This is a genomic window from Sphingomonas sp. BLHR8 (assembly GCF_056821725.1).
The window spans coordinates 49,119-70,140 of the sequence record NZ_JBPDIM010000001.1; the positions used below are offsets into that span (position 1 = coordinate 49,119).

At 68.4% G+C, this 21,022-nt stretch carries 20 protein-coding genes and 1 tRNA gene; 13 read left to right on the forward strand and 8 right to left on the reverse strand.

The window, feature by feature from the left end; genetic code table 11:
- Window positions 1–70: 70 nt before the first annotated feature.
- Window positions 71–412: a hypothetical protein gene (locus ACRYJK_RS00270; RefSeq protein ID WP_482665600.1), complete on the forward strand. Its 342-nt coding sequence runs from the start codon at window positions 71–73 to the stop codon at window positions 410–412.
- Window positions 413–432: 20 nt separating this feature from the next.
- Here ACRYJK_RS00270 and ACRYJK_RS00275 read toward each other — a convergent pair.
- Window positions 433–507: transfer RNA gene (locus tag ACRYJK_RS00275), tRNA-Gly, on the reverse strand.
- 209 nt (window positions 508–716) lie between these two features.
- On the opposite strand from ACRYJK_RS00275, the gene ACRYJK_RS00280 reads away from it, so the two are divergent.
- Entirely contained in the window at window positions 717–1,628 is a 912-nt protein-coding gene (locus tag ACRYJK_RS00280; protein ID WP_482665601.1) for a tetratricopeptide repeat protein, read from the forward strand.
- Window positions 1,628–2,275, forward strand: a complete 648-nt coding sequence (locus ACRYJK_RS00285; RefSeq protein WP_482665602.1) for an LON peptidase substrate-binding domain-containing protein — start codon at window positions 1,628–1,630, stop codon at window positions 2,273–2,275. The genes ACRYJK_RS00280 and ACRYJK_RS00285 overlap by 1 nt, the downstream gene beginning before the upstream one ends.
- Window positions 2,276–2,281: 6 nt before the next feature.
- Here the strand turns inward: ACRYJK_RS00285 and ACRYJK_RS00290 are convergent, their stop codons facing one another.
- Entirely contained in the window at window positions 2,282–3,562 is a 1,281-nt protein-coding gene (locus tag ACRYJK_RS00290) for an FAD-dependent monooxygenase (RefSeq protein ID WP_482665603.1), read from the reverse strand.
- Window positions 3,563–3,675: 113 nt separating this feature from the next.
- Here ACRYJK_RS00290 and ACRYJK_RS00295 point away from each other — a divergent pair, with 113 nt between their 5' ends.
- On the forward strand, window positions 3,676–6,738 hold the full coding sequence (locus ACRYJK_RS00295; protein ID WP_482665604.1) for a TonB-dependent receptor domain-containing protein: 3,063 nt from the start codon (window positions 3,676–3,678) through the stop codon (window positions 6,736–6,738).
- A gap of 49 nt (window positions 6,739–6,787) precedes the next feature.
- On the opposite strand, the gene ACRYJK_RS00300 is transcribed toward ACRYJK_RS00295, so the two are convergent.
- Complete coding sequence (locus tag ACRYJK_RS00300) at window positions 6,788–7,231, reverse strand: acyl-CoA thioesterase (RefSeq protein ID WP_482665605.1); 444 nt, start codon at window positions 7,229–7,231, stop codon at window positions 6,788–6,790.
- Window positions 7,232–7,285: 54 nt separating this feature from the next.
- Window positions 7,286–7,663 (reverse strand): histidine triad nucleotide-binding protein, encoded by a 378-nt coding sequence (locus tag ACRYJK_RS00305; protein ID WP_482665606.1) that lies wholly within the window; start codon window positions 7,661–7,663, stop codon window positions 7,286–7,288.
- 190 nt (window positions 7,664–7,853) lie between these two features.
- Between ACRYJK_RS00305 and ACRYJK_RS00310 the strand changes: the two genes are divergently transcribed.
- A complete protein-coding gene (locus ACRYJK_RS00310; protein ID WP_482665607.1) occupies window positions 7,854–9,197 on the forward strand; it encodes a dicarboxylate/amino acid:cation symporter in 1,344 nt (447 codons plus the stop codon).
- A gap of 4 nt (window positions 9,198–9,201) precedes the next feature.
- On the forward strand, window positions 9,202–9,918 hold the full coding sequence (locus ACRYJK_RS00315; RefSeq protein ID WP_482665608.1) for an NAD-dependent deacylase: 717 nt from the start codon (window positions 9,202–9,204) through the stop codon (window positions 9,916–9,918).
- Window positions 9,919–10,047: 129 nt separating this feature from the next.
- On the opposite strand, the gene ACRYJK_RS00320 is transcribed toward ACRYJK_RS00315, so the two are convergent.
- On the reverse strand, window positions 10,048–10,521 hold the full coding sequence (locus tag ACRYJK_RS00320) for a pyridoxamine 5'-phosphate oxidase family protein (RefSeq protein ID WP_482665609.1): 474 nt from the start codon (window positions 10,519–10,521) through the stop codon (window positions 10,048–10,050).
- Between the two features lie 250 nt (window positions 10,522–10,771).
- Between ACRYJK_RS00320 and putP the strand changes: the two genes are divergently transcribed.
- From putP to dapE, 4 genes are all read left to right on the forward strand, one after another.
- Window positions 10,772–12,289: a sodium/proline symporter PutP gene (gene putP, locus ACRYJK_RS00325; protein ID WP_482665610.1), complete on the forward strand. Its 1,518-nt coding sequence runs from the start codon at window positions 10,772–10,774 to the stop codon at window positions 12,287–12,289.
- Window positions 12,286–12,825, forward strand: a complete 540-nt coding sequence (locus tag ACRYJK_RS00330) for a (2Fe-2S)-binding protein (protein ID WP_482665611.1) — start codon at window positions 12,286–12,288, stop codon at window positions 12,823–12,825. The genes putP and ACRYJK_RS00330 overlap by 4 nt, the downstream gene beginning before the upstream one ends.
- A gap of 117 nt (window positions 12,826–12,942) precedes the next feature.
- A complete protein-coding gene (gene yghU, locus ACRYJK_RS00335; protein ID WP_482665612.1) occupies window positions 12,943–13,785 on the forward strand; it encodes a glutathione-dependent disulfide-bond oxidoreductase in 843 nt (280 codons plus the stop codon).
- A 170-nt stretch (window positions 13,786–13,955) separates the two neighbouring features.
- On the forward strand, window positions 13,956–15,110 hold the full coding sequence (gene dapE / locus ACRYJK_RS00340; RefSeq protein ID WP_482665613.1) for a succinyl-diaminopimelate desuccinylase: 1,155 nt from the start codon (window positions 13,956–13,958) through the stop codon (window positions 15,108–15,110).
- On the opposite strand, the gene ACRYJK_RS00345 is transcribed toward dapE, so the two are convergent.
- From ACRYJK_RS00345 to ACRYJK_RS00355, 3 genes are read right to left on the reverse strand one after another with little or no spacing between them, the layout of a single operon-like run.
- Window positions 15,059–15,628, reverse strand: coding sequence for a Smr/MutS family protein (locus ACRYJK_RS00345; protein WP_482665614.1), 570 nt, complete (start codon window positions 15,626–15,628; stop codon window positions 15,059–15,061). The genes dapE and ACRYJK_RS00345 overlap by 52 nt on opposite strands.
- Before the next feature lie 4 nt (window positions 15,629–15,632).
- Window positions 15,633–16,781: a murein transglycosylase A gene (gene mltA / locus ACRYJK_RS00350; RefSeq protein ID WP_482667354.1), complete on the reverse strand. Its 1,149-nt coding sequence runs from the start codon at window positions 16,779–16,781 to the stop codon at window positions 15,633–15,635.
- A 56-nt stretch (window positions 16,782–16,837) separates the two neighbouring features.
- Window positions 16,838–17,506, reverse strand: a complete 669-nt coding sequence (locus ACRYJK_RS00355) for a Tim44/TimA family putative adaptor protein (RefSeq protein ID WP_482665615.1) — start codon at window positions 17,504–17,506, stop codon at window positions 16,838–16,840.
- Window positions 17,507–17,727: 221 nt separating this feature from the next.
- Between ACRYJK_RS00355 and secB the strand changes: the two genes are divergently transcribed.
- From secB to trpS, 3 genes are read left to right on the forward strand one after another with little or no spacing between them, the layout of a single operon-like run.
- Complete coding sequence (gene secB / locus ACRYJK_RS00360) at window positions 17,728–18,291, forward strand: protein-export chaperone SecB (RefSeq protein WP_482665616.1); 564 nt, start codon at window positions 17,728–17,730, stop codon at window positions 18,289–18,291.
- 55 nt (window positions 18,292–18,346) lie between these two features.
- A complete protein-coding gene (murJ, locus tag ACRYJK_RS00365; protein WP_482665617.1) occupies window positions 18,347–19,936 on the forward strand; it encodes a murein biosynthesis integral membrane protein MurJ in 1,590 nt (529 codons plus the stop codon).
- 2 nt (window positions 19,937–19,938) lie between these two features.
- Complete coding sequence (trpS, locus tag ACRYJK_RS00370) at window positions 19,939–20,943, forward strand: tryptophan--tRNA ligase (protein WP_482665618.1); 1,005 nt, start codon at window positions 19,939–19,941, stop codon at window positions 20,941–20,943.
- The last annotated feature ends 79 nt before the right edge of the window (window positions 20,944–21,022 follow it).

Sequence of the window (21,022 nt, forward strand, 5' to 3'; positions counted from 1 at the left end):
CGGAACGTAAGGGAAACAGCGCGGCGCGATTTCGCTTGCGCGTGGGATGACGATGCGATGTCATGCGCTCATGACACAGACCAGCATCGCGCTCACCATCGCCACAGTGACCGTCGCCGCGCTGATCGTAATGTCGTGGCGAGCCGCGCCCCGTCTCAGCGCGCTCGAACGCCTGCCGATGCAGTGGGGCCTCCACGGCCAACCGACCTGGACCGCCCCGCGCCGACTTGGGCTGGCACTGATGCCGACGCTCGGAGCAATCGTCATGCCCATCGTTGCGGCAATGTCTCCGCGTCCGGGCCAGGAGGCGTGGCAGGTTCCAGCGACCTTGCTGTGCGCGGCCGCGTTCTTGGGCACGCACGCATACATGCTGCACCGCCAACACCGCGCAGTTGATGCCATGTCCACTTAGTCTGTAGTGACTTGAACGTCTGGAGCGGGCGAAGGGATTCGAACCCTCGACCCCAACCTTGGCAAGGTTGTGCTCTACCCCTGAGCTACGCCCGCTCTGGCGACCTGGGGACGGTGCGCTTGGCGCGGCCGTCCGGGGCAGGGCGCGCCTCTAACCGGGTGCGGGGCGGGGGGCAAGGGGTTTGTTTGTCTCTGGCGCCTGCTGCGGCATCGGGGTGTGGTGGCGGGTTGGAAGCGCGCCGCCGCTGCCCCATATGGCGCGCACGACATCAGCGACACGAACATAGCGACAGGGGACGAAATCGGTGGCGACTCTCGGCTTGAGCGCGGACGAACAGGCGGCGGTGCAGAAATTCCGCGAGGCGGTGGTCGAACCGTCGATGACCAGCCTCGTCATCCTCGATTTCTGGGCCGAATGGTGCGGCCCCTGCAAACAGCTGACGCCGATCCTCGAAAAGGTCGCCGCCGATTATACGGGCAAGGGCGTCAAGCTGGTCAAGGTGAACGTCGACGAGGAAGGCTTCATCGCCTCGCAGTTCCGCGTGCAGTCGATCCCCACCGTCTATGCCATGTTCCAGGGCCAGCCGGTCGCCGACCTGACCCCCGCACGTACTGAAAGTGCGCTCAAATCGATGCTCGACCAGATCCTGCGCCAGCTGCCGATCGAGGGCGATGACGCGCGCGCCGAGCATGAGGTCGAGCCGCTGCTGGCGATGGGCGAGGAGGTGCTGAGGTCGGGCGATGCCGAGCGCGCGGCGAGCATCTTCGCCCAAATCACCGAGATCGCACCGCACAGCGCCGCCGCCTTTGCCGGCCTCGCGCGGGCGCGGGTGGCGCTCGGTGAGCTCGACGCGGCGGAGGCGGCGATCGCCGGGCTGGACGAGGAGGGCGCGAAGGACCCCGCGGTGGCGCAGGTGCGCTCGGCGCTCGCGCTCGCCCGCAACGCCCCGCCGCCAGGCGCGCTGGCGGAGCTCGAGGCGCGCGTCGTTGCGGACGCAAACGATTATCAGGCGCGCTACGATCTCGCCGCCGCGATGGCGGCGAGCGGGAATCGCGACGGCGCGGCGGATGCGCTGCTGCACATTGTCGCTGCCGACCGTGACTGGAACGACGGCGCCGCGCGCGCGAAACTGCTCGAGCTGATCGAAGCGGTCGGGCTCGAGGATCCGTGGGCGCGCACGACGCGGCGGCGCTTGTCGGACATCCTGTTCGGCTGATGGCGGGCGATCCGCCCCCCGCCAAGACGCGCGTGTCGCTGTTTCCGTTGCCGGGGGCGCTGCTGTTTCCGGGGCTGCAGCTGCCGCTGCATATCTTCGAGCCGCGCTATCGCGCGCTCGTCAGCGACGCGCTCGCGCGCGACCGGCGCATCGCGCTGATCCAGCCGCGCGAGCCGGAGGTGAAGGGCGCGCCGCCACCCGCGCTCTACGGGGTCGGCGGGCTGGGGCGGATCGTCGAGGTGCAGGCGCTGGAGGACGGGCGCTTCAACCTGATCGTCGAAGGCATCGGTCTGTTCCGGCTGGTGCGCGAGCTGGATACCGCGACCGCGTTTCGTCAGGCGGAAGTGCGGCTCATGGCGGTGCCGGAGATCGAGGCGATCCCGTCGATCCTGCGCGTGGCGCTGCTCGACGAGGCCAAGGAGTTTGCGCGCTGGCTCGGCTATACCGTCGATTGGGGCGGGGTGGAGGAACTCGACGACGCGACGCTGGTCAACGCGATGGCGCAGATCGCGCCGTTCGACCCGGCCGCGAAACAGGCGCTGCTCGAAGCACCCGACCTCCAGTCGCGCGCCGACCTGATCATGCAGCTGATGCGCTTCGCCGTCAGCCGGCCGCGCCCCGGCGAGGACGAGACCCCGCTGCAATGAAGCGCGTCAGACGCGCAGGCCTTGCAGTAGTTTGGGGAGGTCACCCAACTCGCCGCGCGCTTCCTGCATGAAGAAGCGGCGCGCCATGTCGCTGCGCTGGACGAGGCCGAGGCCGAAACGTCGCACGGCGCTGGCGGCGCGGCCCGGGACGCCGAACAGCCGCGTCAGCGTATCGGTCGCCGCCGACACCGACAGCGCGTCGATCCCGCGCCAGCGGTCGTAGCGCTTCAAAAGCTGCGCGTCGCCGAGGTCGAGTCCCAGCCGGTCGCCCTCGACCAGCACCTCCACCAGCGTCGCGACGTCGCGCAGGCCGAGGTTGAAGCCCTGCCCGGCGATGGGGTGGATGCCGTGCGCGGCGTCGCCGACCAGCACGACTCGGTCGTCGATCATTCGCCCGGCATGGTGGAACGACAGCGGATACATCGACCGTGGCGCGATCTCCGCAATGTCGCCGAAGATCCCGCCCATGCGCTGCTGCAGCTCGTGAGCGAAACCGCGCTTGCCGAGCTTGAGGTATGCGGCGGCGTCCCCCTCGCGCATCGACCAAACGAACGCGCAGCGATGGCGATAAGGAGCCTCGCCCTCGGCGAGATCGTTGAGGGGCAGCAAAGCGAATGGACCCGCGGGGTAGAAGATTTCGTAGGCGGTGCCCTCGTGCGGCAGTTCGTGCGCGATGGCGCCGACGATCGCTTCGTGATGATAGCCCCAGCGCGCAGCGCCGATGCCCAGCTCTTCGCGCGTGGGGGAGCGGCGCCCCTCCGCCACGATCAGCAGCGGCGCGCGCACGCGGGCGCCGTCGCTCAGCGTCAGCGTCACGCCGTGCGCGTCGCGCTCCATCGCGGTGCGGCGGTTGGGCGCGCGCAGGTCGATGCGCGGTTCGGCGGCGACGGCCTCCGCAAGCTTTGCACGCAGTCGAAAATTCTCGAGCATATAGCCAAGGGCGCCGTCGTCGCTCTTCGGTTCGAAGCTCAGTTCGCCGGGCTCGAGCTGATCGCTGACCCAGATGCGGTCGATCGCGCAGGCGTTTGGGCGGAGGTCGTCGGCGAGCCCGATCGCCTTCAGCATCCGCCAGCTGGCCGAAGCGATGGCGGAGGCGCGACCGTCGAAGCCGATGCCCTGCTGCAATGCAGGCGGGGCGGGGTCGATGACGATGCTGGACAGCTCATGCGCCGCCAGCGCCAGCGCGAGCGTCTGCCCGATCAGCCCGCCCCCGGAGATGATGACGTCGGCGGTGGCCGTTGCGGCGTGATGGGCGGGGTGCGGGTCGGCGAAAGTCATGACGGTCATGGTTCCCGCTTTTGCGCCGTCGCGGGGCCAAGCTCAAGCGTTCGTGGCTGCCGTTGCGGGGACCGGCAACAAAGCTCTTTCGCGAAAACGCCCGGGGTGTTTATGTCATCTCCATGACGGCGCGCGAAAATGCGTCGCCCTCGGGGGAGGATCACATCATGATGGCACGGGCGACGATCCGCGCAGCGCTTTTCGGAGGCGCGGCGCTTGCGGCACTGGCGGCCGCTCCGGCCTATGCACAGGCCGGCAATGTTCAGGGTGAAGCCGATCCGGCCAGCGCCCCGCAAGGCGACCCGACCGTCCAGTCAGGTGTCCGCACGGACCAGCCGGCGGTGGAGTCGGGCGACATCCTGGTGACCGGCTCGCGCATCCGGCGCGATCCCAACGACATCGCGGTGCCGCTGCAGGTGGTGACGCAGGCCGATCTCGTCCGCGAGGGGATTTCGAGCCCTGAACAGTTCGTCCAGTACCTCTCGACCAACGGTTCGGGTGCGGACAATCTCGCCTCCAACGCCGACGTGACGAGCGGGGCGCAGCGCGGCACCAACGGCCTCTCCGCTGCAAACCTGCGCGGGCAGGGGCCGGGGGCGACGCTGATCCTGCTTAATGGGCGGCGCGTCGCGGCGCACGGGCTCACCGGCAGCGCGGTCGACGTCAACCAGATTCCCTTCGCCGCGATCGAGCGGATCGAAGTGCTGAAGGACGGCGCTTCGGCGATCTATGGCACCGACGCCGTGGGCGGGGTGATCAACTACATCACCCGCACCGACTATCAGGGGATCGGGGTCGAAGCCTTTGCCGACGTGACCGAACAAGGCGGCGGCAACATCTATCGCATTTCGACCATCGGCGGCTTCGGCGATCTCGACCGTCAGGGCTGGAACGTGATGGGCGCCATTGCCTACCGCTGGAACGAGGCGCTGCGCGGCGATCAGCGCGACTTCGTCAACGGCAACCAGCCCAACCGCGGGCTGTCGATCGACACGCGCGGCACGCCGATCGCCACCGCGTTCCCGCTGAGCCCCAACGCGCTTTATTTCGCACAAGGGACGCTGCTCGGCGGAACGACCGCGGCCAACCGGCTCAGCAATCTGTTCATTCCGGGCACGACCACGCTTGCCAATGGCGGGATCAACATCCTCGACTTGCCGGGCGGCGCGGGCTGCGAGAGCATGGACGGGGGCATGCCCTATGACGAGGCGCTGTGGGCGAACCCCAGCGCCGCCTATGCCTGCGCGTGGGACACGGGCCGTGCGGCGGTGATCCAGCAGCCGATCGAAACGCTGACCTACTATGCGCGCGGGACGCTCCGCATCGCCGACGGGCATCAGGCCTATGTCGAGGTGACGGGGTCGGACGCGATCAGCGCCAAGCGTTTCTCCAACGCGCAGATCAGCGGCAACACGACCAACCTGCCCGTCGCCTACCCGCGCAATGCGCTGACTGCGCCCACCTATGATGCGGTCTATAACGCGATCGTCCGCACCTTCCCGGCGGTCGCCGCAAACTATGGCCGACCCATCGGCTATCGCTGGCGCTGCGTCGCCTGCGGCCCGCGCGAATATACGACGAGCAGCGAGACGTTCCGCGTCGCCGGCGGGGTCGACGGCGAACTGTGGTCGGGCTGGGACTATCGCATCGGCGCGAGCTACGCGCAGTCGGAGACGAGTTCGCTGCTCGGCTCGGGCTATTTCTTCCGCGGCACGCTCGCCAACGGCGCGCCCGATCCCGCAGCACCGATCGCGCCGGGGGCGACCTCTCCCGGGCTCGTCGGGCTGCTCAATTCGGGCCTTATCAACCCGTTCAGCCTGGAGCAGAGTCCGGCGGCGCTCGCCGGCCTCGCAGCGATCTCTGCTGCGGGCACGACGCTTTACGGCGGCCGCTACCAGACGCAGCAATATGACGCGAGCGTGTCGGGCAGCCTGTTCGATATCTGGGGCGGCGCCGTGCGCGCGGCGTTCGGGGTCGACTATCGGCGCGAGACCTATGAATTCAACGGCAGCCCGGCGGGCGCTCTCACCGCTCCGGTGATCTTCCTCGCCGCGTTCGACAATGTGAACGCGCTGACGCCGAAGAGCCGCAACATCCTCGCCGCCTATGCCGAAGTGCTGTTCCCGATCACCGACACGCTCGAACTGACGCTGGCGGGACGCATCGACGATTACACGGGCTTCGGCACGACGACGAACCCCAAGGTTACCGCGCGCTGGCGGCCGATCCCGGAACTGATGTTCCGCGGCAGCTACAATACCAGTTTCCGCGCGCCGACCTTCAACCAAGTTTTCAACGGCATCACCGAAAGCCCGTATGCGGGCCGTGACCTGGCCGATCCGCTGAACTGTCCGGGCGGAATCCCGAATGCAGCCAATCCTGCCTGCGCCATCATTCAGCCCAATGTGCTCACCGGCGGCACGCTCGATCTACGGCCGGAAACGGCAGAGCAGGCCAGCGCGGGCGTCGTGTTCGAACCCGCTGCGGGCTGGAGCCTGTCGGTCGACTGGTGGATGATCAACGTTGACGACGCCATCACCATCCTTACCGAACGGCAGCTGGTCGACAATGCGAACCTGTTCCCCGACCGCTTCGTGCGCGATGCGAGTGGGGTGGTCACCGCGCTCGATCGCACCTGGCTCAACGCCGGCGGCCGGCGGACGCAGGGGCTGGAGATTGCCGCGCGCGGTGGGTTCGAGCTCGGCAATGGCCGGATCGGGCTTGGCCTCGACGGGAGCTACCTCCTCAAGAAGCGGGAGCGGCTGACCGCCAATTCCGAGTTCGGGCCGAGCCTGATCGGCCTGTTCACCTTCGCCGGCGACCTCGGCCTGCGCTGGAAGCATAATGCGTGGGTCAACTGGTCCAACGACACGGTCAGCCTCTCGCTCTCGCAGATCTTCCGTTCGGGTTACACCAACCAGGCGCTGCCCGGCATCGCCAACGGATCGGTCACCCGGCCCGACTTCAACGAGCGCGTCGACGATTACGTCATCTACAATTTCTCGGTGGGCGTGCGCGTGGAGGATCGGCTGCAGCTGACCTTTGGCATCCGCAATCTGTTCGACACCGACCCGCCCTTCGCTATCACCTACGACAGCAACACCGGCGCGGGGTCGAGCTGGGAGCCGCGCGTCGCCGACCCGCGCGGCCGCAGCTACACCATTCAGGCGCGCATCGACTTCTGATCCGGCGGGGAAGGGGCGGCGATGAACCGCCCCTTCCTTCCCCGGTCCGTCAGGCGTTGTTCCGGTCGGATGCGGGCGTCAGAACGCGCGCGGCGATGTCCTGCGCGATTCGCACCGGACGCAGCGTGTCGGCGGAAATGCAGCACCAGCTCGAGCGCACTTCGGCCAGCACCGTTTCGCCGCGGCGGATGACCGTGTCGTAAAAGGCGCGCGCGCCTTCGATGCGGTCGAGCACCACCGTCGCGATCACCTCGTCGTCGAGAAAGGCGGGGCGGCGGTAGGTGATCTCGTGCTTCAGCGCGACCCACAGGTGGCGGGCAACGTCCACGGGCGGCGCGATCCGCCGCCAATGTTCGAGCACCGCCTCCTGCACCCAGCTCAAATAATGGGCGTTGTTGACGTGCCCCATGAAATCGATCGCGTCGGCGCCGACGCGGATCGGATGCGCATGGTCGCGCGCGCTCGAAAGCGGCGAGGGGAGTTCGTCGGCCATTGCTACTGACATTAAGGTCAACAACTGCTCCGGGGAAGCCCCGTTGCGACGAAATCACCGCGCAAGCATCGGCCCCAGTGGCTTGCCGGCGAGGATATGGACATGGAGGTGCGGCACTTCCTGCCCGCCATGCCCGCCGACGTTCGCGAGCAGGCGATAGCCGGGTTCGACCAGCCCCGCCTCGCGCGCGACGCGTCCGACCGCACGAACGAACCCGGCGATTTCCGCCTCGCTCGCGCGCGCGGCGAAATCGTCCCAGCTGACGTAGGCGCCGGTTGGGATGACGAGCACGTGATGGGGCGCGACCGGGTTGATGTCCTCAAAGGCGAGCGCATGATCGTCGCGATAGACTTCGCGGCAAGGGATCTCTCCCCGCAGGATCTTGGCAAAGATGTTGTCGGGGTCATAACTCTGCGTGGCGTCGATGGGCATGATCGTCTCCGCTGAAGGGGGGAGTGTAGGCGCACTGTCGCTGCAAGCGCGCGTTGAACGGTGGAATCGCTTGTCACCTCTCGCCCGCCGGCTTGCAACGGCGGAGCATCGCGCTTGCTCCGTCGCGGCGGTTCTGGAACAAGGCGCCAGCGCGACGCACGGCGACAGGCCGGCGCGGGGGGAGTGACACATGGACCGGAAACTGACGCTCTACATCCTGATCGGGATGATCCTCGGCGTCGTGGTCGGTTTCGCAGTCAATCAGTTCGTGCCTGCGGGCACGCCAGGGTTCGATTACTGGACCAAGAGCTTCAAGCTCCTCAGCGACATTTTCCTCAATCTCATCAAGCTGCTGGTCGCGCCGCTGATCCTGTCGACCATCGTCGTCGGCATCGCGCACATGGGCGACAGCACCGCGCTCGGGCGCATCGGCTTTCGCGCCATCGCCTGGTTCATCACCGCGAGCTTCATTTCGATCGGGCTCGGCCTCCTGATGGTCAACCTGTTCCAGCCCGGCGTCGGCGCGGCAATCAATATCGGCCCGCAAGCGGCGAGTGTGGGAGAGGTCGCGCACCAGTCCGATTTCTGGAGCTTCATCCTCTCCGTCTTCCCCAAGAACGCGTTCGAGGCGCTGGCCACCAACAACATCCTCCAGATCCTCGTCTTCGCTCTGTTCGCGGGCGTCGCGCTGTCGGCGATCGGGGAAAAGGGCGCGCCGCTGGTGCGCGGGGCGGATGCGCTCGCCGAACTGATGCTGCAGATCACCGCTTATGTGATGCGCTTTGCGCCGTTCGCGGTGTTCGGGGCACTTGCTGCGGTGGTGGCGCGCAACGGGCTCGGCATCCTCGGCACCTACCTTGAGCTGCTGCTCGAATTCTACCTGTCGCTCGTCATCCTGTGGGTGCTGCTGCTGGGGATGGGCTTCATCTTCCTGCGCCAGCGCATCTTCACGCTGATCCGCTACATTCGCGAGCCGCTGCTGATCGCGTTCTCGACCGCCAGCAGCGAAGCGGCGCTGCCCAAGCTGTTTGAGCAACTCGACCGTTTCGGCGTGCCGCGGCGCATCTCGGGCTTCATGCTGCCGCTGGGGTACAGCTTCAACCTCGACGGTTCGATGATGTACATGAGCTTCGCGACGCTGTTCATCGCGCAGGCCTATGGCATCGACCTCAGCATCGGCACGCAGATCCTGATCCTGCTGACGCTGATGGTGAGCTCGAAGGGGATCGCCGCGGTGCCGCGCGCGAGCCTTGTCGTCATCACCGCGACGCTCGGCATGTTCGGGTTGCCGGTGGAGGGAATCGCGCTGATCTTTGCGATCGACCAGTTCCTCGACATGGGGCGCACCGCGACCAACGTGGTCGGCAACGCGGTCGCGACCAGCGTCATCACCAAATGGGAAGGCATGCTCGAGGTCCCGACCGACCCCGACGAAGAGCCCCCGCATGCGCCGAGCCACACGGCGGCGGGCGGCCTGCGTGGGCTCGACCTCGACGCGGCGTTCATCGAGGACGAGCGCACGCGCAAGCTCTGACCCGATGCCGACGCGCCACCCAAGCATCGTCATCCTGACCGGCGCGGGGGTCAGCGCCGAAAGCGGGATCGACACGTTCCGTTCGGCCGGCGGGCTGTGGGAGCGGCATCGCGTCGAGGATGTCGCGACCCCCGAAGCCTTTGCGCGCGACCCCGATCTCGTCCTGCGCTTTTACGATATGCGACGCGAGAACATCCAGCGCGCGCAGCCCAACGCGGCGCATGAGGCGCTGGCGCGGCTCGACGCCGAGTGGCCGGGCGAGTTGCTGATCGTCACGCAGAATGTCGACGACCTGCACGAACGCGCCGGCGCTCGGCGGCTGATCCACATGCATGGCCAGCACCTCACCGCCTGGTGCACCGCCTGCAACGCGCGGCCGGAGTGGCGCGCGCCGTTGATCGATCGCCCGCCTTGCCCGGAGTGCGGCGAAGCAGCGCTGCGTCCCGACGTCGTCTGGTTCGGCGAAATGCCCTACGACATGCCGCGCATCGAACGCGCCATCGCCAGCTGCGACCGGTTCGTCTCGATCGGGACGTCGGGGGCAGTCTATCCCGCTGCGGGCTTCGTCCGCTGGGCAAGGGCGGCAGGGGCGGCGACGCTTGAACTCAACCTCGAGCCGAGCGAAGGCACGCACTGGTTCGACGAGGCGCGCCACGGCCCGGCAACGGATCTCGTCCCGGTGTGGGTGGCGGAGGTGTTGGCCGCCACCCCTTTACATTAGCGTCGCGCCGGAATTGATCCGGGGCTGGGCTTCTACAGCGCGGTCCGCAGAAGAAAGCTCAGGCCCGGATCAAGTCCGGGCCGACGATGGGGGGTGTTACGGGTGGGGCGGGCTGAAGCTCCCGAGCTATTACCCGTTACTTAGGTCGACCTGAACGTGGTCGCCGGCTTCGCCGCGCTTCATGGTGATGCCGGTCAGCATCTTGAAATAGCCCTTGGCGCCCATGTCGGCGGTCCAGATTTCGGCATCGTCGAGGTCGTAGCGCAGGAGGAGGAGGTTGGGGTCGTCCTTGCCGCCTTCGTACCAGGTCTCGACGCTGTTGTTCCACAGCTTGTCCAGCACCGCGCGGTCGGTCTCAGCGGTCAGCGTGCCGTGGATGCAGGCGAACATCTCGTGACCCTTCGACACGAACTGCGACATCGCCATGCCACCGGGGGCAAGCCGGTTGTCCTTGGTCGTGAAAAACCAAAACGCGCCCTCGGCATCCTTGTCGAGCTGGGCGTTCATCGGGATCGCGTGCTCATGCGCATCGGTCCGAGCGACCATGACATAGGGGCTGTCGGCAAGCGCTTTCCAGAAGTCCTGCTTGATGTCGGTGGTCATGCCGTCGCGCTCCTCGTGTGGTTCCAGTCGGTGGACCAACGCACGCACGGCGAGGGCGTTGCGCCACCCAGGCCCTCAAACCTCCCGGCGCTTTGCGCCTCCTTCCCTCTCCCACGGGGAGAGGGAGGGCCCCGCGCGGAGCGCGCGAGGGTGAGGGCAACGGCGCTTGCCTCACGTAGCGCTCCGGCCTAGCCGGAGGGCCAAGGGCGCCTCGCAGGGGAGCTGCCCACGCGGGGGGGGGGGGGACGACATGGCGATGCAGCCGCTGGCGTGGGTGTCGCTGGGCGCCTATTTCGTGATGATGCTGGCGCTCGGCTTTTATGCCTGGCGAAAGGCGAACGCCGATGCCGAAGGGTACCTGCTTGGCGGGCGCGACCTTGGTCCGGCGGTGACCGCGCTTTCGGCGGGGGCGTCGGACATGTCGGGCTGGCTGATGATGGGGCTGCCGGGGGCGGTCTATCTGGGCGGGATCAGCGCGGCGTGGATCGGCATCGGCCTCACCATCGGCGCTTGGGCGAATTATCGCGTCGTCGCCGCACGGCTGCGCACCTATACCGAGCTCGCGGGCGATGCGATCACCATCCCCGACTTTCTCGCCGCACGCTTCGGCGATCCAGGGCACCTGCTGCGGCTGGTGAGCGCGGGGGTGATCATCCTGTTTTTCGCGCTCTACTGTTCGGCGGGCATGGTCGCTGCGGGCAAGTTCGGCGTGGCGGCGCTGGGGCTTGATTACCTCTCGGGCGTCGCACTCGCGACCGGGGTGGTCATCCTCTATGTCCTGTTCGGCGGCTTCCTTGCGGTCAGCCTAACCGATTTCGTGCAGGGCACGATCATGTTCGTCGGGCTGGTGCTGGTGCCGCTGGTCGCCATCGGAACGGTCGGCGGCTGGGGCGAGCTCGGCCCGGCGCTGCGTCAGGCGGAGGATGGGCAGGGCCTGCTGCCCGGCGCGCTGACCGCGCTGATCGGCACTGGCGGGGTGCTCGGCGTCATCAGCGCGGCGGCGTGGGGGTTGGGCTATTTCGGGCAGCCGCACATCATCGTGCGCTTCATGGCCATCCGCCGCGTCGCCGACCTGCCCACCGCACGGCGCATCAACATCGGCTGGATGGCGGTGAGCCTCGCGGGCGCGGTGCTCACCGGGCTGATCGGCGCTGCGTGGGCGGCGCGCGGCAACCCGGCGCCGGCGGACCCCGAAACCGTGTTCATCATGTTCTCGCGCGTGCTGTTTCACCCGCTGGTGACCGGCTTCCTGCTCGCCGCGATCCTCGCGGCGATCATGTCAACGATCAGCTCGCAGCTGCTGGTGACGGCCAGCTCGATCGCCGAGGACGTCTATCGCGGCATCGTCAAACCGACTGCGAGCGAGCGCGAAGTGGTGCTGCTCGGCCGGGTGGCGGTAGTGCTGGTAAGCGCGGTGGCGGGCTGGCTCGCGCTCGATCCGGAGCGATCGATCCTCGGGCTCGTTTCCAACGCGTGGGCCGGGTTCGGTGCGGCGTTCGGCCCCGTCATCATCGCTGCGCTGTGGTGGCGGCGGACGACGCGCGCAGGGGCGCTCGCCGGGATGGTGGTCGGCACGCTGGTCGTGGTCGGTTGGATGGCCGCAGGCCTTTCCGACACGATGTACGAGATCGTGCCCGGCTTCATCGCCGCATCCATCGCCATCTGGCTGGTCAGCCGCATGACCCCGCCGCCTTCGCCCGAGACGGTCGCGCAGTTCGACGAGGCGATCGGCATGGCGCAGCGCGGGGTGACCCCCGCCAACGCATGACCGCGCTGACGCTCAACGGGCGCGCGGTCGACATCCGGCTCGATCCGGCGACGCCGCTGGTCTTCGCGATTCGCGAGGCGGCGAACCTCACCGGCACCAAATACGCCTGCGGCACCGGCGACTGCGGCGCGTGCACCGTCGATATCGACGGGCAGGCGGTGATGAGCTGTCAGGTGACATTGGGCGCGTGCGAGGGCGCGGGGGTCACGACGATCGAGGGCCTCTCCCCCGACCGCAGTCACCCGGTGCAGCTCGCTTGGGAGGCGGAGCAGGTGACGCAGTGCGGCTTCTGCGATCCCGGCTTCATCATGGCCATCGCGGCGCTGCTGCGGCGCAACCCCGACCCGAGCGAGGCGGAGATTGCCGCGCTCCCCAACCTTTGCCGTTGCGGCACTTATCCCCGCGTGCGGCTGGCCATTGCGCGGGCGCGGGCGATCATGGCCGGGGAGCGCGTCACCCCCAGCGCCGCGGCACCGGGCACGCGGCTGGAGGATGCGGCGAGGGCGGCACCCGCGCTGCAGCCGAGAGGGGAGTGAGGGTTTGCCGACCCATCGTCATGCTGAACTTGTTTCAGCATCCGTGCGCTGCCCTTTGCCGCATGGACCCTGAAACAAGTTCAGGGTGACGGGGGTTGGGGGTGCATGGGAGAGCGCATGACCGACAGTTACACCCCGCCCGAAGTCTGGACCTGGGAGCCCGCCGAGACGAACAAGTTCGCAGCAATCAACCGCCCGACCGCGGGTGCGCGGCACGAGGCGGTGCTGCCGGTCGGCGAGCATCCGTTCCAGCTCTATTCGCTTGGCACGCCCAACGGGCAAAAGGTCACGATCCTGCTCGAGGAGCTGCTCGCCGCGGGACACGCCGGCGCCGAGTACGACGCCTGGCTGATCGACATCATGGCGCTCGACCAGTTTTCCAGCGGCTTTGTCGGGGTCAATCCGAACAGCAAGATCCCGGCGCTGGTCGACCGCTCCGGCGCCGAGCCGGTGCGGGTGTTCGAATCGGGCGCAATCCTGCTCCACCTCGCCGAGAAGTTCGGCGCCTTCCTGCCGGCCAGCGGCGCCGCCCGTGCCGAGGTGCTGTCGTGGTTGTTCTGGCTGCAGGGCGCGGCGCCGATTCTCGGCGGCGGGTTCGGGCATTTCTACGCCTACGCCAACGAAAAGCTGCGCTATCCGATCGACCGCTTCGCGCTGGAGGTGAAGCGGCAGCTGTCGGTACTCGACGGCCAGCTCGCGGCGAATGAATATGTCGCGGGCGCGGACTACAGCATCGCCGATGTGGCGATCTGGCCGTGGTACGGCGCGCTGGTGAAGGGCAAGGTTTACAACGCCGGCCGCTTCCTTTCGGTCGAGGAATATCCCCACGTCATTCGCTGGACCGACCAGATCGCGCAGCGCGCGGCGGTGAAACGCGGCCGGATCGTCAATCGCACCGAGGGCGGGCGCACCTTGCGCGAACGCCACAGCGCCGCCGACATCGACGCTGCGCTGGCGTAGGCCCCCCTCGTCACATTAGCTTGTTTCAGGGTCCACGCGGCGAGGCTCCGCCGTGGATGCTGAAACACGTTCCGCATGACGACAGGGGGCTTGTGAGCAACGGGGGCGGAGCGTCCCATAGCCAACCGCGCCGCCTTTTCTCCGCAGCTCCCGGCCGCTATCGCCGCCGCATGGCCAGCACCTCCCCGCTCGATGTCGTGGCGCTGACGCAGGCGCTGATTGCCGCGCCGTCGGTCACGCCCGCGCGGGGCGAGGTGTTCAACGTGCTCGAAGGCGCGCTGATCCCACTCGGCTTTGCGGTGCATCGCTTCGTCGATGGCTATGCGCCCGATGGCCCGGTCGAGAATATGCTCGCGACGCGGGCTGGAGGGGCGGCGCACCTTGCCTATGCCGGGCACCTCGACGTGGTGCCTGCGGGGGAGGGGTGGACCGGCAGCGCGTTCGAACCGCGCATCGCGAACGGCATCCTCTACGGTCGCGGGGCGAGCGACATGAAGGGTTCGGTCGCCGCCTTCGTCGCCGCGGCAGCGGCGGTGCCGGTGGAGGCGTTGACGCTGACGCTAATCATCACCGGCGACGAGGAGGGACCCGCGGTCCACGGCACGCGCGCGCTGATGCGGCACATGGATGCGCTCGGCATAGCGCCCGACGCGATCCTCACTGGCGAGCCGACCAGTGTCGCGCGGCTGGGCGATACGCTTAAGCTCGGGCGGCGCGGGTCGGTCAACATCTGGATCACCGTGCCGGGGCAGGAGGGGCACGTCGCCTATCCGCACAAGGCCGACAACCCGATCCCGCGGCTCGTCGCGATGCTGGCGGAGATCGACGCGCTGGTGCTGGATGAAGGAACGGCGGCATTCCAGCCTTCGAATATCGAGGTCACGACCATCGACGTCGGCAATCCGGCCGCCAACGTCATCCCGGCAGAGGCGCGCGCACGGTTGTCGATCCGGTTCAACGATCTGCACCGCGGCGAGGAACTGGGGGCACGCATCGCCGCGATCGTCCATCGCCACGACCCGCGAGCCACGGTGGAGGCCAAGGTCTCCGGCGAAGCCTTCCAATCGCGCCCCGGCCCGTTCGTGGACATGGTTGCCGCCGCAATCCGCGACGTGACCGGGCTCGAGCCCGAACGTTCGACCAGCGGCGGCACGTCGGATTCGCGCTTTCTCCACACGCTCGCGCCGATTTGCGATTTCGGGCCGCCGAACGCGACGATGCACAAGCGCGACGAGGCGATCGCACTCGACGATCTGCACGCGCTGGTGGCGATCTATCGCCGGCTGATCGAACGCTTTGCCGAGGGGCCGCGCAGCAGCACATAGACCGCGCCGGGGCCGCCGTGGCGCGGGTGCGCGGGGCGGACCGACAGCACGCGGTCGCCGAAGGGCCCGTGCGCGAGCCAAGCCTCGAGCTCTCGTCGGATGGCGCCGCGCGGCGCTTCGTCGGGGCTGCGACGCTTGCCCGCGATCACCAGCAGCACGCGCACGCCGTCGCCGATCGCCCGCTCGATCGCGCGGTGAAGGTGCGCGTGGGCGCCCGCCAGCGTTTGTCCATGGAGGTCGAGCGTGCGTTCGACCTCGACTCGCCCGCCGCGAAAGCGCCGCTCCCAATGGCCGTCGGGCGCGGCGTCGATGCCGCGAGTCGGAGGGAGCGCGCGCGCCGGGGGCGGCAGCGGCGGGGGCGGCACGCGCCCACGGACGCGTTTGGGCGGCGGCGAGGGAGGGGCAGGGGGCGGGGGTGGGGCCGGCGCGTCGCGGGGGCCAGTAATAGCCAGCGGCTTCACGTCAGCAACGACGCGGCGCCACAGCCGCTCGCCCGCTTCGTCACGCGAGCGCGCCATCGGCTCAGTCGGGCGCGGTGAGGCGGGCGACGCTCACCTTGGGCAGCAGCATCAGAGCATCGCCGCGCGCGGACATGCCGCCGGCGATACGCGCGGCTTCCGCGCCCGCGCCCCAGAAGGTGTCGAAGCGGTTGGCGCCGCGGATGGCGCCGCCGGTGTCCTGCGCGATCCACAGTCCTTCGACCGATGCGGTGGCGCCTGGCTCGGCGCGCAGCCACACGGGCGCGCCCAACGGCACGAAGGCGGGGTCGGCGGCGACGCTGGCCCGGGCGCGCACGGGGACGCCGAGCGCACCGATCGCGCCTTCGCCCTCCAGTTCGCGGAAGAAGACATAGCTCGGGTTGCGCTGCATGATGCTGCGCCCGCGATCGGGCTGCGCGCTCAGATAAGCGACGATCCCCTGCATCGTCGCCTGCCCCGGCTGCAGCGTCCCCGCCTCGCGCAACACCCGGCCGATGGCGACATAGTCGCGGCCGTTCTGCCCGGCATAGCCGATGCGCATGACCTGCCCGTCGGGCAGGCGGAGGCGGCCCGAGCCCTGCACCTGGAGAAAGAACAGCTCGATCGGGTCGGCCGCCCAGGCCAGCTCCAGGCCTCGGCCCGCGAGCGCGCCAGCGTCGATCGCCGCGCGGTCGTGATAGGGGACGAGTCGCTTACCATCGACCCGCCCGCGCACGCGCCGGCCCGCCAACTGGCTGTTGAATGCGCCCAGATCGACCTCGATCAGGTCCGTGGGCACGCGGTAGATCGGGGTGTCGTAACCGGGCGCGCGGCTGCGTGATGCGCGGATTTCCGGCTCAAAATAACCGGTGAAGAAAGCGCGCCCGTCACCGACGCGCACCGCGGCGAAATGATCGGCGAAGAAGGCGCGGGCGTCGGCTGCGATCGTCGCCGCCGCGCAGACCGGCGCCCAATCCTCGCGCTGGGTCAGCCCACTCGCATCGGCGCGGCGCAAGAGCGCAGGGCAGCTCGCGCGAAAGCTTGAAAGGGCAGCATCCGCATTGTCGAGCGATGGCAGCGGCGCCCGCGCTACCCCGGCGGCGGAGGCGGAGGCCGGGGGAGGTGCCGTGGACGTTGTCGGCGCCGGTGTCGCAGCGACACCTGTCTGAGGCGGCGGTGTGCGGGGCGAAATGCAACTCGACAGCGCGAGCATTACCGCCGTCACGACCAACGCCCGCCATCGCACGCCCGCGTCACCGCGCACCGCGGTCAGCCCGCGTCGGTTTCGTCGAGTCGCCAGTCGGGACTTGAGTCGCCCACGCGCCGCACGAAGCTCCATACGTCTTCGGTGACCACGGCGTCGGTGAGCGAGCCGGCGATAACCTTGCCTTCGGCGTCGCGCGTCACTGCGGCGATGTCGGCAACAAAATGCACCACCAGCCGAGCCAGTCCCCGATCCACCGACGCGTCCACGATCACCGCCTTTTCGATATAGACGACGCGGTTCTCGAGCGTCTCGCCGCGCGCCTCTCGTGCCGAGATCGCGGCGTCAAACGCTGCGTAGCTTTCGGGCGTCGTCAGCGCTTGGAGCGCATCGCGATCGCCGCGCCAGAATGCCGCGAGAATGAGCTTGTAAGCCTCGCGCGCGCCGTGGACGAAACGCCCTACGTCGAAGCCGCGTTCGGCCTGCAACAGCGCGCGAATGCCAAGTTCCGCCTGCGGCTCATAGACGGTCGGGAGTGGTGCGGCCGGCGCGGTCTGCTTGCCATGATCGGCGGTGCCTGCCCGCAATGCGGCGGCCGGCGCAGTGCGAGGCGCCTCATCCCGCCGCGGGAGCAGCGGCGTATCGCTATCCTGACCATGTTTGCCGAGCACCGCCCACAAACGCATGCCGAGGAACGCCGCGATCATGGCCAGAATGATGATGGTCGTGGTCATGAAACCCTCATGCGCTCGCTCGCCACGCTCCAGACGCGCACCGGCGGATTCAGGATGTAGGCGATGTGCGGGCGTGATTCAAATGCGAGCGTGCGAGAGGGGCGTTCTGACCTCGGCGACCCCGGCGGGCATTTGCAGGCCCACGTCTCCGCTGCTACGGCGCGCGCGAATTCCGGCGCGGCCTCCACGCGCCGCCCACGCTTCATAACGGACGCTTGATCATGGCTGAAGACACCGCCGCCGACCTCCCCTCGCAGAACGGCGGCCAGCCCAACGGCCTCGACGATGGTCCGGCGATCGGTCTGATCTCGCAATATGTGAAGGACCTCTCGTTCGAGAACCCGAGCGCGCCGCAGGTCTATCAGTGGACCAGCCAGCCGAACATCGATGTGCAGTTCGGCATCAGCGCCAATGCAGTGGCTGACGGCGTGCATGAATCGGTCATCAAGATCGACATCAGCGCCCAGCATACCGAAGGTCCGAGCTTCGTCATCGATCTCAGCTACGCCGGGCTGTTCGGGGTGCGCAACGTGCCGGCCGACCAGATTCAGGCATTCATGCTCGCCGAAGCGCCGCGCATCCTGTTTCCGTTCGCCCGCCGCCTCGTCGCCGACGCCGTGCGCGATGGCGGTTTCGCGCCGCTGCTGCTGGACCCGATCGACTTTCACGGTCTCTACCTCGCGCAACAGCAGCAGATGGCGGCGCAGGCAGGGGACCAGGGCGGCGACAATGGCAACGGCGGCGGCGGCGATTTCGTCGACACGCAGACCTTCGGCAACGCCTGATCGACAGGGCGGCGGCGCGCCCAGCGCCGCTTCGCCCGCCTGAGCGCGCGAGCCCATGTCGCTCATCCGCAAACTGGGTTCGGTCGGCGGGCTGACGCTGGTCAGCCGCGTGCTGGCGTTGGTGCGCGATTCGCTGCAGGCGAGTTACGTCGGCGCGGGGTTCGCCTCCGACGCCTTCCTCGTCGCCTTTCGCCTTCCCAACATGTTCCGCGCGCTGTTCGCGGAGGGCGCGTTTGCGGCGGCCTTCGTCCCGCAGTTCAATCGCAAGGTGGCGGAGGGCGGGGGACTCGCCGCCGGGGTGGACTTTGCGAGCCGCGCGCTTAGCGTGCTGCTGCCAGTGCTGGTGGCGATGACCGCAGCCATGATGGTTGCGGCCTGGCCCCTCACCTACGCGCTGTCGGGCGGTTTCAACGACCCGACGCAAGAGCAGTTCGCCTACGCGGTGATGCTCTCGCGGGTCACCATCCCCTATCTGCTGATGATCAGCCTGGTGTCGCTGCTCGGCGGCATCCTCAATTCGCTCGACCGGTTCTGGGCCAACGCAGCGGCACCGGTGCTGCTCAACGTGGCGATGATCGCGGGGCTGGTGCTGTTCAGGGGCGACACGCCCTACGAGACGGCAACGGTGCAGGCGCTGTCGGTCACCGCGGGCGGCGCGCTGCAACTGTTGTTCATGATCTGGGCGACACGCCGGGCGCGCGCGTCGCTCAAGCTGCAACGGCCGGTGTTCGACGGCGAGATGCGCGAGCTCCTGCGCAAGATCCTGCCCGTCGCCGCGGGGGCGGGGATCAATCAGATCAACCTGCTCATCTCCACCGCGCTCGCCGGAGCGTTGCTGGCGCAAGGGTCGATCAGCTACATTTACTACGCCGACCGGCTGAACCAGCTGCCGCTGGGGCTGATCGGCATCGCGCTGGGCACGATCCTGCTGCCGACGCTGTCGCGCCTGCTTGCGAATGGCGACGAAACGGGGGCGATGGAGACGCAGAACCGCGGGGTCGAGCTCGCGCTGCTGCTGACGCTGCCGGCGACGGTCGCTTTCCTCACCATCCCACAGCAGATCGTGCGCGGGCTGTTCCAGCATGGCGAGTTTACGGCCGCCGACACGCAAAGCGCGGCGATGGTGCTCGCCGCGTTTTCGGTCGGGCTCCCCGCCTACATCCTCGTGAAGCTGTTCACGCCGGGCTATTATGCGCGGCACGATACCGCGACACCGGTCAAGTTCGCGAGCTGGTCGGTGCTGCTCAACATCGGCGCCAACCTCGCGCTCATCCCGACCATCGGCGTGCTCGGCCCGCCGCTGGCGACGGCCCTCGCGAGCGTGCTTAACCTCAGCCTCCTCTACCGCGGCCTCGCGCGGCGCGGGCATTTCGCGATGGATGCGAGCCTCAAGCGCCGCCTGCCGCGCCTCGTCCTCGCCGCGCTGGCGATGGGCGTCCTTCTCTGGGCGATCGGCGACCGCTTCGACCCGTGGCTCGGCGGGCGGCTGGTCGAGCGCGGGCTGGCGCTCGGCGCCCTGGTCGGGTCGGGCGTTGCCATCTATGCCCTGGCGGCGCTGGCGTTCGGCGCGGTGCGCGTCGACGAGATCAAGGCGATCCGTCGCCGCCGCGCGCCCGCCACGCCCGCCCCGCCACCACAGGAATGACCATGCGCATCGTTTCGGGCATCCAGCCCACCGGACAGCTCCATCTCGGCAATTATCTGGGCGCGATCCGCAACTGGGTGGCGATGCAGGATGCGCATCCGGGGGAGTGCCTGTTCTTCCTAGCCGACCTCCACGCGATCACTGTGCGGATGGACCCCGCCGCGTTGCGGGAGGGCGTGCGCGACATGGCGGCGGCGCTGATCGCGAGCGGGATCGACCCCGCGCGCTCGATCCTGTTCAACCAGACGCGCGTCCCCGAACATAGCGAGCTGCAATGGCTGCTGATGTGCACCGCTCGTATCGGCTGGCTCAACCGCATGACGCAGTTCAAGGAAAAGTCAGGCAAGGACCGCGAAGGCGCCTCGATCGGCCTCTACGCCTATCCGGTGCTGCAGGCGGCCGATGTGCTCCTCTACCGCGCCACCCACGTTCCGGTGGGCGAGGACCAGAAGCAGCATCTCGAGCTCGCGCGCGATATCGCCACCAAGTTCAACCTCGACAGCGGCACGGAGACGTTCGTCCTGCCCGAACCGATGATCCCCCCGACCGCCGCTCGGGTCATGAGCCTGCGCGACGGCAGCGCCAAAATGTCGAAGTCCGATCCGTCCGACATGAGCCGCATCAACCTGTCCGACAGCGACGATGCGATCGCGCAGAAATTCCGCAAGGCGCGCACCGACGCCGAGCCGCTGCCCGGTGAGGCGGCCGGGCTCGCCGAGCGGTCCGAGGCGCGCAACCTGGTCGGTATCTACGCCGCGCTGGCGGGGGAGAGCGCGGACGCGGTGTGCGCGCGCTTTGCGGGGCAGGGGTTCGGCGCGTTCAAGCCGGCGCTCGCCGATGTCGCTGTCAGCGTAATCGGTCCGATTCGCGACCGCTACGTCGCGTTGCGGGATGACGCTGCTGCAATTGACGCGCATCTCGCGGCGGGGTCGGAGCGCGCTCGCGAGGTTGCAAAACCGACGCTGGCCGCGGCGCAGGCGGCGCTGGGGCTATTTGGCGCAAGCTAGGTTCCGGCACGCGTTCGGACATTCAACAACGGTTCACCGCGCATAGGGCACGTTTTGTGCAAGTCGCGCGTTGGTGCGT

What these genes read in the sequence shown, in the direction of transcription:
- ACRYJK_RS00270 (WP_482665600.1), top strand. Translation starts at nt 71, where the DNA reads ATGACACAGACCAGCATCGCGCTCACCATCGCCACAGTGACCGTCGCC.
- ACRYJK_RS00285 (WP_482665602.1), top strand. Translation starts at nt 1,628, where the DNA reads ATGGCGGGCGATCCGCCCCCCGCCAAGACGCGCGTGTCGCTGTTTCCG.
- ACRYJK_RS00290 (WP_482665603.1), bottom strand. Translation starts at nt 3,562, where the DNA reads ATGACCGTCATGACTTTCGCCGACCCGCACCCCGCCCATCACGCCGCA.
- ACRYJK_RS00295 (WP_482665604.1), top strand. Translation starts at nt 3,676, where the DNA reads ATGACGGCGCGCGAAAATGCGTCGCCCTCGGGGGAGGATCACATCATG.
- ACRYJK_RS00300 (WP_482665605.1), bottom strand. Translation starts at nt 7,231, where the DNA reads ATGGCCGACGAACTCCCCTCGCCGCTTTCGAGCGCGCGCGACCATGCG.
- ACRYJK_RS00305 (WP_482665606.1), bottom strand. Translation starts at nt 7,663, where the DNA reads ATGCCCATCGACGCCACGCAGAGTTATGACCCCGACAACATCTTTGCC.
- ACRYJK_RS00310 (WP_482665607.1), top strand. Translation starts at nt 7,854, where the DNA reads ATGGACCGGAAACTGACGCTCTACATCCTGATCGGGATGATCCTCGGC.
- ACRYJK_RS00315 (WP_482665608.1), top strand. Translation starts at nt 9,202, where the DNA reads ATGCCGACGCGCCACCCAAGCATCGTCATCCTGACCGGCGCGGGGGTC.
- ACRYJK_RS00320 (WP_482665609.1), bottom strand. Translation starts at nt 10,521, where the DNA reads ATGACCACCGACATCAAGCAGGACTTCTGGAAAGCGCTTGCCGACAGC.
- putP (WP_482665610.1), top strand. Translation starts at nt 10,772, where the DNA reads ATGGCGATGCAGCCGCTGGCGTGGGTGTCGCTGGGCGCCTATTTCGTG.
- ACRYJK_RS00330 (WP_482665611.1), top strand. Translation starts at nt 12,286, where the DNA reads ATGACCGCGCTGACGCTCAACGGGCGCGCGGTCGACATCCGGCTCGAT.
- yghU (WP_482665612.1), top strand. Translation starts at nt 12,943, where the DNA reads ATGACCGACAGTTACACCCCGCCCGAAGTCTGGACCTGGGAGCCCGCC.
- dapE (WP_482665613.1), top strand. Translation starts at nt 13,956, where the DNA reads ATGGCCAGCACCTCCCCGCTCGATGTCGTGGCGCTGACGCAGGCGCTG.
- ACRYJK_RS00345 (WP_482665614.1), bottom strand. Translation starts at nt 15,628, where the DNA reads ATGGCGCGCTCGCGTGACGAAGCGGGCGAGCGGCTGTGGCGCCGCGTC.
- mltA (WP_482667354.1), bottom strand. Translation starts at nt 16,781, where the DNA reads ATGCTCGCGCTGTCGAGTTGCATTTCGCCCCGCACACCGCCGCCTCAG.
- ACRYJK_RS00355 (WP_482665615.1), bottom strand. Translation starts at nt 17,506, where the DNA reads ATGACCACGACCATCATCATTCTGGCCATGATCGCGGCGTTCCTCGGC.
- secB (WP_482665616.1), top strand. Translation starts at nt 17,728, where the DNA reads ATGGCTGAAGACACCGCCGCCGACCTCCCCTCGCAGAACGGCGGCCAG.
- murJ (WP_482665617.1), top strand. Translation starts at nt 18,347, where the DNA reads ATGTCGCTCATCCGCAAACTGGGTTCGGTCGGCGGGCTGACGCTGGTC.
- trpS (WP_482665618.1), top strand. Translation starts at nt 19,939, where the DNA reads ATGCGCATCGTTTCGGGCATCCAGCCCACCGGACAGCTCCATCTCGGC.